This is a genomic window from Pseudomonas sp. BIGb0558 (genome assembly GCF_024807515.1).
Taxonomy (GTDB): Bacteria; Pseudomonadota; Gammaproteobacteria; order Pseudomonadales; family Pseudomonadaceae; genus Aquipseudomonas; species Aquipseudomonas yamanorum_A.
Map to the genome: position 1 here is coordinate 24,328 of NZ_JANUEW010000027.1, position 13,233 is coordinate 37,560.

Sequence of the window (13,233 nt, forward strand, 5' to 3'; positions counted from 1 at the left end):
ATTTGGCATCAATAGTGCAACCACCTTGGCAGACACGTACTTGTTGCGCGCATATAGATAACATGTTAACTATTGCCCGACAAAAACAAAAAGCCAAGGTGGAAACAACCATGAGCATGCAACAGATAGGGCAAGACGGGCTGGATCGCTGGACCCGGGATCTGCGCGCGGTTTGCGGTCACTTCGACACAGAGCTGGCCTTCAACCGCTCGCTGTTCATCGGCAGCATCACCACCTTTTCCCGCGGCGGTTTGCCTTTGGCCAACCTGCGCACCAACGCGGGCCTGATCAAACGCCCCAAAACCCGCGCCGACCACGATGACGACCAGAACTGCTTCCTCGTCAGCCAGCGCAGCGGCTACTGCCAGATCAGCCAAAACGGCCAGAGCGTACAACTGGCTCCCGGCGAATTGTTATTGATGGACTCGGTGGGCTCCATCGACATCACCCCGTTCGGGCTGATCGAACACGCGTCCCTGTCGTTGTCTCGCGCGGAGGTGTGCAAACAGCTTGGCAGCCAGCCCAAGACCTTCGGCAAAATCTCCTCGAGCAAAGCCTGCGGGCGCATGTTGCACGTGTTGATGGACCAACTCTGCAAGGACGCGCTGAACGGCGAAGGCGCGGTGGGTGAGGGACAGGCGTTGCAGTCGGCGTTTGTCTCGCTGCTGGGCTCGGCGTTTGAGCAAGAGGATGATGAACGCGATGATTGTGGCGGGTTGCAGGGCAGCAATCTGCGCAGCTATGTGCAGAAAGTGATTGATGAATCGTTGACCCAGCCAGGGCTGAGCCCGGTGGGGTTGGCGAGTCGGTTGAACATCTCGGTGCGGCATTTGTACCGGTTGTTTGAGGAACAGGATGACAGCGTGTGCCGGTACATCCAGCGAGCGCGGTTGAAGCGCAGTGCGGATGATTTGACCAACCCGTTTTTGCGCAGCGAGTCGATTACGTCGATTGCGTATAAGTGGGGGTTTACGGATTCGGCGCACTTTAGCCGGTCGTTCAAGAAGCAGTTTGAAGTGTCGCCGAAGGATTTTCGGGCTGGGCGGTTGCAGCAGGTGGGGTGAAATTTTAGGGGGGATGCGAGAGAGGAAGGGAGTGCTTTATGAAAGTCCCCCCCCTTTGCTGTTGTCCGCGTTAATGGCTTCTGACTATTTAATACTTTCCGTGGCTTCTGCCTGGTATCGGATCAAACACCCGAGTAAAACCCTCATAAATTGGCGCTGGTCGGAAATTTCGTCATCGAAGTATGTGCCAAATAGGTAGAAGACGGAGTCGAAAGTTTCGCCAGTGTTCAGGAAGTAATCGAGTGTGTCGATATACCATTGCCGTTCTTCATTGTCATATAGGATGTATTCAGGTTTGGTTAGCTCGTCAAATAACTCCGCAAGTTGTTTGTCGTCATTGATGTCCTTGGAGACTATTATCTCCTCCCGCTCGAGGTCCTTAGTGTTTTCGATGTTGTAGGTGAATAGTAAGCTTCTAATGATCGAAAGTTTGGGTTTTAATTTCATTTTTAAAAGTCCGTGTAAGCGGTTTAGGGTTCCTGATTTTTTAGCATAAATGATAAATTTTCTTTGTTGTCATTAATGTTACATATCTTTTGTCTTTTCCGATAATTCCCCTGCCTCTGTTGAGTCGTGGGGTATGCCTATGTATAGTTTTCGGCGCATTTAGTCAGCGGTTTGAAGTGCCGCTGAAGAATTTTCTGGAAACGAGGTGGGAGCAGATAGTGTGTGGGCGGTACAGGGGACCATTTATTCTCTCAATCTTTCCTCCTTTTTCCGTTCTTTCAGTCAGTGCCGCGTCGAGCTTTCTTATGACATGCTCAAGCCACAGTTGCCCTGATGTCCACTCGTGGAGGTAGTGGTAGTAACAGTACTGTTCGCAGAACAGGTTTTGTTGAAGGTCTATCTCTGTATTTTGAACGGCTAGGAGTTCAATGATTTCCTGTCTTACTTGACATAATGTCTCGGGGGCTGATTCGTTTATAAAAGAGTCAATTACTTCATCTGCGGAGTCATGCTCGTAGACCCAGTCCTGGTTAAAATAGCCACCTAAAAATTGTTGCAATATAGTTAATGCAGGGCTCATTGTTTGGTCTTGTTCAGTTTTTACCAAGAGGACTAATTTCATAGGGTTGACTTAAGTAGGGCATTCCTCGTTTTTATTGTTGTCAAGATTGAAAGGCGGTTAAGCAGTGGTTTGGACGAGTGAGGTTGCCACTGTTTTTCTACCCCATAGGTTTGTCTGCAATGCCTTATGTAGGTGGTCTTTCAGTAAACTCAACTTGGTAGCGCACAAGGCACTGGAGCAAGGTTCTCATAAACTGTTTTCTGTCAATTATTTCGTCTTCAAAGTAAGTGTCGAAAAGATAGAATACGGAATCGAAGCTATCATTGGTTTTTAAGAAGTATTTGAGTGTGTCTATATGCCACTGCCTTTCATCGACTTTGTATGAAAAAAATACAGGCTTTGTAAGTTTGTCAAAAAGTTCAGAGAGTTCTCCGTCGTCATTGACGTTTTTTGAGACGATGAAGTCTTCTCTTTCTATGTCGTCCGAGTTTTCGATGCAATAGGTAAATAGCAGATTTCTGGTGATTTGGAGGTCTGGTGAAAACTTCATTTAAAACTCCGTGTAAGCAGTGATGGGTTGTCCGTGCGGGTCTAGTATTACTCTTGCTTTTGTCTGTTTTCCATACTCGAAGCCGTCTTTTTTATATCCCTCACCAATAATTTTTTTCATGTCCATCGGTTTGCTGGATGTCGATATGTTAGTGAGTTTGAATATGAGTTGTGCGCGGTGAATTGCATTTAGTTGGTCTCTATGGCTAACAAAATGAGTCGCGGCGCTAGGAAGTCTTGGTTGCCCCCTATTCGAACCTCTAACGTATCTCTCAATGTCACCAGTAGTAGGGTTTCTAGCTGTCATTACACGTTCCAACTGGGAAGCTAGCGACGTCTGCGCCCCATGCTTTTCCAGAAAATGCGCTCCGGGTGTTGCTTGTTCAAGTTCATCAAGACGGCGGTATGCATTCGCCTCGCCAAGCTCATCAATTCGTGCGCGTCGTTCGGCCTGTGTCAGACGAGGTAAAGCAGGCTGGCCTTCGTTAACCGTAGCTTTTTCGGTCGGACCCCCAACCCCGACATCCGGTTTACAACCGTTCGCCCCCGGACATGTATTCAACCCCAACGGATCCACCCACCCCGTTGGGTTGGGCACGTATTGGTATCCGTTCAATCCTCCCGCCAGTTTCACGGGATCAGGCGTCAGATAGCGTCCAACGTCCGGATTGTAGTAGCGATGGCGGTTGTAGTGCAGCCCGCTTTCGGGGTCGAAGTATTGGCCCTGGAAGCGCAACGGGTTGGTGACGGTGTTGACGTCCAGCTTCGCGAGTTGGCCGTAGGCGCGGTAGTGGGCGGACCAAACGATTTCGCCGTCGGGTGCGGTGAGTTCCTGCGGGGTGCCGAGGTGGTCGAGTTGGTAGTGGAAGGGTTTTACGTCTTCCGGGCCGTAGCCTTGTAGCAGTGCTAACGGGCGGAAGCTATTGGGTTCGTAGAGGTAGCTCTGGTGGTGATCGGCGCTGTGCTCGGCGACCAATAGGTCGCCTTGCCAGAAAAACTCGGTGGTTTGGCCTTTTATCGTTTTGGCGATGCGCCGGCCGAACGGGTCGTAGCGGTAGCTGGCGTGGGTGCCGTCGGGTTGGCTGACTGCGATCAGTCGGTGTTGGCAGTCGTAGCGGTATTCGGTGACCAACTGCTGGGCACGGCCCCGACGTTCGCGCAGGAGGTTGCCGAAGGCGTCGTAGTCGTAATGACGGTCGCCTTGCATCAACAGGCGGTTGCCTTTGACCACACTCGGCCCGACGCGGTCTTGCATCAGCAGGTTGCCCGCCGGGTCGTGGACGAAGCGTTCCTGCAGGTCGTGCAAATGGTCGGCGCGGGTCAGACGGTCGAGCGGGTCGTAGTGGTAGTCGTGCTGGCCTTTGCGGGTGTCGAGGATGCGGGTCAGGTTGCCGCGTTTGTCGTAGTCGTATTGGCGGCGTTGGTGGCGTTGTTCCTGTTGGGTGATGGCATGGGCGTGCAGCCGGCCCTGATCGTCGTAGTGGTAGTGGCTGAGGAGCTGACCTTGCTGGCGCTGGTGCTCTCGGCCGGATCTGAACAGGTGTGAAGTGAGCGGGTCGCCATTCAGTTCGACGGTGGCAAGGTCGCCGCCTTTGTCGTGGTGGAAGGCCACGCGGTTGTTATCGGGCAGGCGCAGATAGTTGAGCTGCCCGCATTCGTCATAGCCATAGCGCAAGGTGCCCCAGCCCTGATGTTCGGCGGTGAGGCGGTTTTGCAGGTCGTATTCGTAGTGGAGCGGCCAGTGGCCGTCGTCGACGCTGAGGAGATTGCCGAGGCGGTCGTAGGTGTAATCGACGATGCTCCGGTCGGGCAGGGTTTTTCGTACAAGGCGGCCGGCGCTGTCTCGCTGATAACCGGTAACCAGTTGACTGCCATCGTCGCCGTACTCGGTCTTTTCCAGCAGATACCCGGCGAGGTCGTAGACATAAGCCGTGCGGCGCCCATCAAACCCGGTTTCCTGCTGGATCAATCCGTTGGCGTGGTAGTCGAGCCGATAGGTTTCGCCAACCTCGTTTTCAATCTCGGTCAGTAACAACCGGACATTGTCGTAACGGTATTTGAGCTGTGTGCCGTCGGGATTAATCCGACGGCTGATCAGGTGCAGGCCGTCGGCATACTCGTATCGGGTAACCCGACCCAGTTCATCGCGCTCGGCAGTGATTTTTCCGTACGGGTTGTAGCTGAATTCGCGAGTGGCACCGCCCGGCTGAATCACCTTCAGCAAACGACCTACGGCGTCCCACTGATACTGGGTCAGCGCACCATGCTCATCCTCGCAGGCTACCTGCCGCCCCAGGTCGTCATAGCGATAGCGCCGCACGCCGCCATTCGCCAATTTCTCTTCGGTGAGCTGGCCACGTTCATTCCAGATAAAGCGCTGACTGCTGTTGTCCGGGTGCCAGACGCCGCTGAGCTTGCCGTGTTTGGTGTAGGTGTATTCGGTGTAGTTACCGCCCGGATCGGTCTTGCGGGTGATATCGCCCTGGTCATTACGCTGGTATTTCCAGACCGCGTCGCCGCGACGTACTACGCGAACGAACCCGTTGTCATGCTCGTAGGACGTGGGTGCATCGTCCCCGGGAAACAGCGCAATCAACCGACCGGCTTCGTCGTACTGATACGCCGTCACCGCGCCCAGTGGATCTTGTTCGACCGTCAGCCGGCCTTTTTCATCGTAGGATTTGAAGTGCTCGGCGCCATCTGGATCAATCCGCTGCACCAGCCGTGCGCGCTGGTCGTGGACGTAGACTTCCTGGCTGCCATCGACGTTGTGCACGGTGACGCTGCCGTTGTCATCCCACACATACCGCGTGTCCATCTGCGAAAAACTGGCCCAGTGCCGGACGCAGCGTGCAGCTTTGCCTGACCGTTCCCACTCCCAGAAGAAACTCGCCCCACCGGCCAGTTGCCGCTCCAGAATCACCTGCTGATCGTCGTACCGATAACGTTCGCTTTCGCCTACAGCATTGGTCGCCTCAACCAATCGCCATGCGTCGTCGTACTTGTAGGAAACAACGTTCTGCTCGGTAACCCAGTCCAGTTCCCGCTGCACCTGATAGTCGACCGCAACGATGTGCCCTCGGTCATACCGCAACAGCAATCCTTGGCCGACGTGGTTATCAATCCGCTGAATCCGCCCGGAGTAGTCTCGGGAAATACGCAGCCGGTTGTCATACGCGTCGCTGATCGACGTCAGTACACCGTCACGGAAGTGGTAGAAAAGGGACGCCTGAGCCAGCACCAACTCATCAGGCAAAGCGCCCAGATAAATCGCTGCTTCCGCCAGGCTATTGGTGATGGCTGGCCGCGTAGCAGAGGGCAGGGGAAACGTCGTGCTGCGGTTTTCGTGATCGGTCCAGACCACCGTTTCACCGCTAACCACCAACCGCTGAGCCAGCGAATGGCTCCAGCCAAACCCCAACCCGCAATCCACTTCCACCGCACTGCTGCGATACAACCGCGTCCAGGCAAACGGCAACACACCATCCAACGAGCCGTCGGTGAGAGTCAGCAGTTCCTCACCGGTAACCATCGACACCGGGCAGCCATTGGTTGCGGTTTTGTCTGCGGGAGCGGCCGCATCACCGCCAGGGTTCTTGGCAGAGGCGGGCACATCATCCACAAGCTCCTGCTTCACCAGTGCCGTGCGCGCCGTCTTCGGCTCCCGCACCAGAGCCGCCGGGTTCGAAACCTGATCTGGACCCACCTTCAACGGCACCGCCGCTGCCTTCACTGGCACGGCATGACTCTGAAGCGCTACCGGCTTAAGCACTTCGGCATGCCCATCCATCCGGGCCGTGCCGCCCAGCGTGGCCATCTGCTCCAGCCATTCCCGTGCCCGCTCGGACTTGACCTTGCCCAGCACCTGCGCACCCAGGCGCACGGCCACACCCATGCCGCCGGTGGCCCATAGCAACAGCAGGTTGAGCAAGACTTCGGTGGTGATTTCCCCCAGCAACTCAAACATGTAATGCGGCGGCAGCATGCGCATCCAACTGACCATCGCGGACAGGTAGATAAACAGCAGCGGCTCATCGCTGAGGATCAACAACCCTTTGGCAATCGCCTCGTTACTGAGCTTCAGCAGCGCCGCAAGCTCGGCCTGGGAGATGTACTGCAGCAGCTTTTCGCTGTTGGGCTTGATGTCTGCTAACCATTGGTACAGTTGCGCAATACCGTCCCAAAGACCGTAAAGCACGTTGCCAAACCCTTGCGCATAGGCCACTTGCAGCGAGGTATACCGATCGACATAACCGGCCTTGGAATAGCTCTCCCATATCGGCTTGAACGTGCTCGTCCACTCGCCACGCAGGCGACCTTCCAGCGAGCTGATCTCGGACTGGTAGGAGGCATACAGCGCCTTGACGTGGTCCTTGGAAACGTTGGGATAAAAGCTGACCCGGTACTGCCGGTCGACGGTGCACTCGGTGACTTCGAGAATGCCGCTGGGGCCGATGGTTTTATGGAGGGGGGCGCCGAGCGGGCCGCCGTCTTGCCCGATTTCCTGGAGCATGACCGGCGTATTGCCGATGGGCACGAACCGTGTGCTCTGGAACATGTGCACCAGGGTCAACGGTGAGTTGGCCTTGCAGGTCGCGACGGTGCTGCTGGGGTAAAGAGAACGGGTGATGGGCGCGACCAGCGACACCTCATCGCCGACCTTGAACACCTGCTCGACATCCAGTGCCGAAAAGCTCCAGAAGCTCTCGGCCCATGCGTCGTAGGTGTTCAGGCAGTGTGTGAAGTCGTTGAGAGCCGCATTGACGTCGCGCGTCTTCGGGTCCATCGCCGCCACGACGAAAAAGCCAATGGCGGGAATCAAGAGGCAGCCCCACTGGGCAGAGCAGTAATCGAAAAAGACATCGGCGTTCCCTCGCGCTGTGTGATCAGGCGAGGGACTTTGCAGCGGTTCTCAAGGCGGGGGAGTAGAGGTTATCTGGCCGTTCGGTAGGACGTTTCGTTAAACCTCCGGCAAGGTCGAACCGCCATCCACCACCAAGGTCTGCCCGGTGATATAGCCCGCCAGGTCCGACGCCAGAAACAGCATCGCCCCGGCAATATCCGCCGGCGCACCCAGCCGTCCCAGCGGCACCCGGCTGGCGATCTGTGCGTTCACCTGGTCATCCCCCAGATTGCCCATGGCCGGCGTGGCGATCATGCCGGGCTCCACGCCATTGACCCGCACATTCAGCCCGGCCAGTTCCAGCGCGGCATTGCGGATGAACCCGTTGACCCCGGCCTTCGACGCTGCATAGTGACTCAACCCTGGAAATGCGACCCTCGGCCCGGTGACTGAAGACGTGACCAGCACGCAGCCCCGGCCCTGGCGACGAAACATCGGCAGCGCCGCCTGGGTCAGCCAGAACAGCGCCGATAAATTTACCGCCAGGGTGCGATCGAGTATCGCGGGGGTGATGTCGGCAAAGGGCGTCAGCGGAAAATACCCGGCGTTATGCACCAGAATGTCCAGCCGGCCCCACCCTTGCTCCAACCCCTCAATCAGTTTGAATACCGCTTCGGCCTCCGCCAGATCCACGGCCACCGCTTCCACCTGGCAGCCGCGTCCGCACAGCTCCACTGCCAGCGCTTCGGCCAGTTGCAGGTCGGCGATCATCACTCGCGCACCTCGCAGGGCAAACGCCTCGACGATGGCCCGACCGATGCCCTGGGCGCCCCCCGTTACCACTACGCTGCGGCCAGTGAAATCCAGGTCTTCATCCATGACCCACCTCCATATGCGCATACGCCAGCGTGGGCACATCGACGATGCTCGAACCCCCATCCGCCACCAGCGTCGCCCCGGTAATGATCGACGCCTCACTGGACGCCAAAAAACGGCACACCCTGGCGATTTCCTCGGCGCTGGCCGGGCGGCGCAACGGTACGTCGGCGCACACCCGGTCATAGGCGTGTTGCAGCGTCTCGCCATGAAAGTCCATCAGCGGACGCATCTCCTCATCCGCCATCGGTGTGCGCACCCAGCCCGGGCACACCGCGTTCACCCGCACGCCACGCGGGCCGTAATCCCGAGCCAGTGAGCGGTTGAGGCCAAGCAACGCATGCTTGGCCGTGGTGTAGCCGCACACTTCAGGCCCGGCGGCCAGGGAGGCAATCGACCCCATCAGCACAATATTCCCGGCGCTCTCCAGCAGCAGCGGCAAACACGCCCGGGCACTGTAGAAGGCGCTGTCGAGGTTGCTGCGCATTGCCGCTTCCCAGGTTTGCGGGCTGGTGTCGGTGGCGCTGCCAACCCCATGCCCGCCTGCACAGGCCAGCAGCACGTCGATCCGCCCATAGCGCTGGCGAATCTGTGCGACGAACCCTTCCCACGTTTGCGGGCAGGCCGCATCACCCACCAGCACAAGGCCGCCGGTTTCCCGGGCAACCTGCTCCAGCGGTTCGCGACGACGGCCGATCAGTACCAACTGTGCACCGTCGGCGGCGTACAGCCGGGCGCAGGCGGCGCCGATGCCCGTGCCGGCACCGGTGATCACAAGGGTGCGCGGCTCAGTCATCAGGATGCTCCGTGCGGTTGAGCACCTGGCAGTAGGAGCTGATGGGGAAGTTCGACAACTCATCGAAGGAGGCGTCGGCATAGCCAAAGATCTTGCCGTCGCTGCGGTGCTGCTGCAGGTCGATCAGCACCAGGCCGAGGGTGGGGATGATTTTTTCGCGCCACACGAACAGGTACAGCTGGTCGGCGATCTTGTAGTAGTCGCAGCGGTCGGTGTCGCACAGGCCTTGCTCGACGCCCTTGAGGCACTGCCAGGCGTAGAACTGGTGATTGAGGTAGATGTGCTCGTAGACCTCGCTCGGGCTGTAGCGGTACTGGTTGCGCAGGCCGGTCAGTTCGGTGGTGCGGGCGTGAGGGCATTGACCGGCCTGCCAGGGGCGGTCGAGGCTGCCGTGGAGGAATTCCACTTCCACCGAGGTCAGCGGCTTGCCGGCGAGGGCGCGGCTGTAGAGGCCTTCGCGGGTTTGTTCCTGGGTGGGCATGCGTCCGAGCACGGCGGTGAACGAGGCGCTGGCGGTGTCGAGCACCAGGCTCACCGACCAGGCGTGCGCACCGTCGCGCTTGATGAAATCCACCAGGTACAGGCCGGGGCGCACCGAGGTTGCGCGGTAGCTCGCGCTGCCGCTGGAGTGGCCGTCGGCGGCGACCCAGGCCAGGCTGTCGCGCTCGAAACGGTGCTCGATCTGCCAGCCATTGGCGAAGTACAGCGTGAAGGTTTTGCCGCTCAGGTCGGCCAGGTTCGGCAGGATGAAGGCCTCGGGGGCGAAGCCGTCGGCCAGGGCGCCCACGGTGATCCAGTCAGAAGGGGTGGTCATTGCGATGCTCCGGTTGGGTGGATGAACACCACGGATCATCGCGCCCGGGAGCAGGCCCGACCATCAACCGGATGGTTGAGGCCGGCTACAGGAACAGACTGCCCACCAGCTCGGTACGGCTGCTGACGCCGGTCTTGCGAAACAGGTTGATCAGGTGGGTCTTGATGGTGGGCAGGCCGACGTCCAGCTCCTGGGCCAGCTGTTTATTGCTGGCGCCCTGGCGCAACAACAGGGCGATCTGGCGTTCCTTGGGCGTCAAACCGGCCAGCGCCTCTTCGGAGGGCTGCATGTTGGCGACGGCCAGTTGCAGCAAGGTTTGCAGGGCATTCAACTGGGCCAGTTGCTCGCCGGTAAAGGCGCCTTGATCGGCAGTGCGCAGCAACGAAATGGCGGCCTGGGGCTGGCCGCCACGCTGGGCGAGGATCTCCACCACATCCACCACGCCATAGCGCCGCAGAAAATCCCCATACCGTCGGGTATCCCGCGCCGGCTGGCGGGCCATGGCAAGGCCCAGCGGCACCACGGCCAGGCCACTGGACAGGCAGTTGCGCGGTTGAAGGGGATCGAACTGGCGGTAGTTGTCCAGGTAGTCGCGGTGCATCTCGCCGCTCATGCCGTGCAACTGGAAATCCCGGGCTTGCAGCTGCCGGTCGACGCAATAGAACGCGGCCTGGCTGACCGGAATCAAGCGGGTAAAAGCCTGCAGGCACTGGCCGGCGACTTCGTGGGCGGGGAGGGTGTGCATGGGGGGCACCTGCGCCAAAGGGCTGCCGACGGGGGCCGGCAGCCGGGGCTATCACACCACGGCGAAGTAGTGTTTGACGAAACTTTCGCTGACCACTTCCCACAGTACCGGGGTGCCCTTGGTCACGAACCAGCTGTCACCGGCCTTGTAGCGCGTGCTCTGGCCGGTGGACTCGTCGGTGAGTACCACCTCGCCGGTGACCACGGTGGCCTGTTCGGCGAACGGGTAGACCATGCGGAACTTGCCCTGGGTGGTGCCGAAATAGGCACTGCTGACCGGGTCGGTGGGGGCGCCGAAGGTCATTTTGCCGAAGGCCCGGACTTCGCCTTCGAGGATGGTTGAACCGAGGTCGGCGACGGTGCCCCAGGCGTCGAGTTCGGATAGCTGGATGTCTTTCTTGAGGGTAATGAGGGTCATGGCAGTTGCTCCTGATGAGAAAAAATAGGCGGCAATGTGGGCGCTGGCGTCCTGGATGAACGCGGCGCCCTTAGGTTTTTCGCGAGCAAGCTCGCTCCTACAGGTGTCAGGTGTCAGGTGTTGGGTTTTAGCGGCGGCCGTTCCAGTAACCGGAGAGCTGGTGCCAGGACTTGCCGGCGGTGAGCAGCAGCGGGCGGATCGCGTCTTTGCCGAGGATGGTCGGGCGATGGATCGAGCTGACCAGGTCATACCGCGCCGAGCCTTCGCTCATGCCCTCGGCCAGCACCTTGCAGATGATGTGGCTCGGGGTCACGCCGAAGCCTGAATAGCCCTGCACATAGAACGCGTTGCTGCGCCCGGGCAGGGTGCCGATCTGCGGGAACAGGTTCGGGCTGCAAGCCATCGGGCCGCCCCAGGCCAGGTCGATCTTCACGTCCTTGAGGTACGGGAAAATCTTCAGCATCAGGTTGCGGTTCCAGGCTTTCAGATCGCCGGGAATGTGCTCCACCAAAGGCGTGGCGGCACCGAACAGCAGGCGGTTTTCGTTGGTGACGCGGTAGTAGTCGATCACCGGGCGGATGTCGCTGTAAGCCCCGCGAATCGGGCTGATGCGCTTGATCAGCTCTTCAGACAATGGCTCGGTCATCATCTGGAACGCATAGGTGTTGATGGTCGATCGGTGCAGTTCCGGTTCCAGCTTGTTGAGGAAGCTGTCGCAGGCCCACAGCAGTTTGCTGGCCTTGACCGAACCGCGGCCGGTGCGCACGGTGATGCGTTCGCCATAGCTGACTTCCAGCGCCGGGCTGTTCTCGAAAATCCGCACACCGTGGCCGGCCAGGGCCTTGGCTTCGCCCAGCAGCAGGTTCAACGAGTGCACATGCCCGCCGCCCATGTGCAGCAGGGCGCTGCTGTAGGCGTCGGAGCCGATGATCTGCTTCACATCGGAGCCGCCGAGGAAGCGGATCTCGTGTTGGGTGTTGATGGATTTGAAGTCCTTTTCCCAGGCGCGCAGGGTCTTTTCCTGGCGGGCGTTGAAGCCCATGTAACCGTAGCCGTGGCAGAAGTCGGCATCGATGTCGTACTTGGCGATGCGATTTTTGATGATGTCGGCGCCCAGGTCGCTGATCTCGAAGATCTGGCGCAGGCCGTCTTCACCCACCTCCTTCTTGATCTTCTCCAGGTCGTGGCCGATGCCGGCCATGATCTGCCCACCGTTGCGCCCGGTGCCGCCAAAACCCAGGTAACGCGCTTCCAGCACGACGATGTTGGTGATGCCTTTTTCGGCGAGTTCCAGGGCGGTGTTGATCCCGGAAAACCCGCCGCCGATGATCACCACGTCGGCTTCCACGTCCTGTTCCAGGGTGGGGAAGCTGAGGTTGTATTTCTTGGTCGCCGTGTAATAGGTAGGCGTTTCGATATTGATCATTGCGCTGCCTGACAGTGAAGAGCTAATGAGTGTATTAAGGCCGTTGGCGCGCTGGATGTCTTGATTCTGTGTGCCGGGCTTTTTGATCCTGCGCGCCAGAGCCTTCGCCTGCCTCACAAGTTATAGCGTGAGGCGCGGAGGAGAGTGGTAGAGTTTCGTTAAAACATTAACTAAATCTATCGTGACCCTGAGCCTATGTTGAAACCCAGACAATCCCTGACCTTGACCCTGTTGCAGGCCCGTGAAGCGGCCATGAGTTTTTTCCGGCCTTCGTTGAATGAGCACGGGCTGACCGAACAGCAATGGCGGGTTATCCGAATTCTCAGCCAGCATGACGAGCTGGAGATTTACCAACTGGCGGAACTGGCGTGCATTCTCAAGCCGAGCATGACCGGCGTGCTGGTGCGCATGGAAGCGGCGGGGATGGTGCACCGGCGCAAGGCCGAGCAGGATCAGCGGCGGGTGCTGGTGACGCTGGCGGAGAAGGGCAAGGCGAGTTTCGAGTCGATGAGCCAGTGCATGGAAGAGAATTACCAGCGCTTGCAGGGGCAGTTCGGGGAGGAGAAGTTGCAGGTGTTGCTGGGGTTGCTGGATGAGTTGAAGACCATCAAACGTTGAAACACCGCTTCAGGTACATCGCGTAGCAGCTGTCGAGCCCCAGCGAGGCTGCGTCTGCGGTGTACCTGACACACCG

The 13,233-nt window shown here is 58.8% G+C and carries 12 protein-coding genes; 2 read left to right on the plus strand and 10 right to left on the minus strand.

The genetic code is table 11. The features are described from left to right. Positions 1–110 precede the first annotated feature (110 nt). On the plus strand, positions 111–1,064 hold the full coding sequence (feaR, locus tag M2400_RS24790; RefSeq protein WP_259198443.1) for a transcriptional regulator FeaR: 954 nt from the start codon (positions 111–113) through the stop codon (positions 1,062–1,064). 84 nt (positions 1,065–1,148) lie between these two features. On the opposite strand, the gene M2400_RS24795 is transcribed toward feaR, so the two are convergent. From M2400_RS24795 to M2400_RS24840, 10 genes are all read right to left on the minus strand, one after another. Beyond that, complete coding sequence (locus M2400_RS24795; protein ID WP_259198444.1) at positions 1,149–1,511, minus strand: hypothetical protein; 363 nt, start codon at positions 1,509–1,511, stop codon at positions 1,149–1,151. A 163-nt stretch (positions 1,512–1,674) separates the two neighbouring features. Further along, positions 1,675–2,091: a contact-dependent growth inhibition system immunity protein gene (locus M2400_RS24800; protein ID WP_310503561.1), complete on the minus strand. Its 417-nt coding sequence runs from the start codon at positions 2,089–2,091 to the stop codon at positions 1,675–1,677. Between the two features lie 166 nt (positions 2,092–2,257). Beyond that, entirely contained in the window at positions 2,258–2,623 is a 366-nt protein-coding gene (locus tag M2400_RS24805; RefSeq protein ID WP_259198445.1) for a hypothetical protein, read from the minus strand. Then, complete coding sequence (locus M2400_RS24810; protein WP_259198508.1) at positions 2,624–7,408, minus strand: RHS repeat-associated core domain-containing protein; 4,785 nt, start codon at positions 7,406–7,408, stop codon at positions 2,624–2,626. 174 nt (positions 7,409–7,582) lie between these two features. After that, complete coding sequence (locus M2400_RS24815) at positions 7,583–8,344, minus strand: SDR family oxidoreductase (RefSeq protein WP_177114922.1); 762 nt, start codon at positions 8,342–8,344, stop codon at positions 7,583–7,585. Beyond that, positions 8,337–9,137 (minus strand): SDR family NAD(P)-dependent oxidoreductase, encoded by an 801-nt coding sequence (locus tag M2400_RS24820; RefSeq protein ID WP_177122062.1) that lies wholly within the window; start codon positions 9,135–9,137, stop codon positions 8,337–8,339. The genes M2400_RS24815 and M2400_RS24820 overlap by 8 nt, the downstream gene beginning before the upstream one ends. Beyond that, positions 9,130–9,951: a molybdenum cofactor biosynthesis F family protein gene (locus M2400_RS24825; protein WP_259198446.1), complete on the minus strand. Its 822-nt coding sequence runs from the start codon at positions 9,949–9,951 to the stop codon at positions 9,130–9,132. The genes M2400_RS24820 and M2400_RS24825 overlap by 8 nt, the downstream gene beginning before the upstream one ends. 85 nt (positions 9,952–10,036) lie before the next feature. Next, complete coding sequence (locus M2400_RS24830; protein WP_177079390.1) at positions 10,037–10,696, minus strand: LuxR C-terminal-related transcriptional regulator; 660 nt, start codon at positions 10,694–10,696, stop codon at positions 10,037–10,039. Between the two features lie 51 nt (positions 10,697–10,747). Continuing rightward, the gene (locus M2400_RS24835; RefSeq protein ID WP_088424805.1) at positions 10,748–11,113 is read right to left on the minus strand and encodes a cupin domain-containing protein; all 366 of its coding nucleotides are present in this window, start codon (positions 11,111–11,113) and stop codon (positions 10,748–10,750) included. 127 nt (positions 11,114–11,240) lie between these two features. After that, positions 11,241–12,539 (minus strand): FAD-binding oxidoreductase, encoded by a 1,299-nt coding sequence (locus M2400_RS24840; RefSeq protein WP_177047983.1) that lies wholly within the window; start codon positions 12,537–12,539, stop codon positions 11,241–11,243. A gap of 195 nt (positions 12,540–12,734) precedes the next feature. Between M2400_RS24840 and hpaR the strand changes: the two genes are divergently transcribed. After that, complete coding sequence (gene hpaR, locus M2400_RS24845) at positions 12,735–13,157, plus strand: homoprotocatechuate degradation operon regulator HpaR (protein WP_010175444.1); 423 nt, start codon at positions 12,735–12,737, stop codon at positions 13,155–13,157. Positions 13,158–13,233: the final 76 nt, after the last annotated feature.

Excerpts from the sequence above, each read along its gene's own strand:
- M2400_RS24835 (WP_088424805.1), bottom strand. The coding sequence starts at position 11,113 with ATGACCCTCATTACCCTCAAGAAAGACATCCAGCTATCCGAACTCGAC.
- hpaR (WP_010175444.1), top strand. The coding sequence starts at position 12,735 with ATGTTGAAACCCAGACAATCCCTGACCTTGACCCTGTTGCAGGCCCGT.
- M2400_RS24815 (WP_177114922.1), bottom strand. The coding sequence starts at position 8,344 with ATGGATGAAGACCTGGATTTCACTGGCCGCAGCGTAGTGGTAACGGGG.
- M2400_RS24800 (WP_310503561.1), bottom strand. The coding sequence starts at position 2,091 with ATGAGCCCTGCATTAACTATATTGCAACAATTTTTAGGTGGCTATTTT.
- M2400_RS24820 (WP_177122062.1), bottom strand. The coding sequence starts at position 9,137 with ATGACTGAGCCGCGCACCCTTGTGATCACCGGTGCCGGCACGGGCATC.
- M2400_RS24825 (WP_259198446.1), bottom strand. The coding sequence starts at position 9,951 with ATGACCACCCCTTCTGACTGGATCACCGTGGGCGCCCTGGCCGACGGC.
- M2400_RS24830 (WP_177079390.1), bottom strand. The coding sequence starts at position 10,696 with ATGCACACCCTCCCCGCCCACGAAGTCGCCGGCCAGTGCCTGCAGGCT.
- M2400_RS24805 (WP_259198445.1), bottom strand. The coding sequence starts at position 2,623 with ATGAAGTTTTCACCAGACCTCCAAATCACCAGAAATCTGCTATTTACC.
- feaR (WP_259198443.1), top strand. The coding sequence starts at position 111 with ATGAGCATGCAACAGATAGGGCAAGACGGGCTGGATCGCTGGACCCGG.
- M2400_RS24810 (WP_259198508.1), bottom strand. The coding sequence starts at position 7,408 with ATGGACCCGAAGACGCGCGACGTCAATGCGGCTCTCAACGACTTCACA.
- M2400_RS24795 (WP_259198444.1), bottom strand. The coding sequence starts at position 1,511 with ATGAAATTAAAACCCAAACTTTCGATCATTAGAAGCTTACTATTCACC.
- M2400_RS24840 (WP_177047983.1), bottom strand. The coding sequence starts at position 12,539 with ATGATCAATATCGAAACGCCTACCTATTACACGGCGACCAAGAAATAC.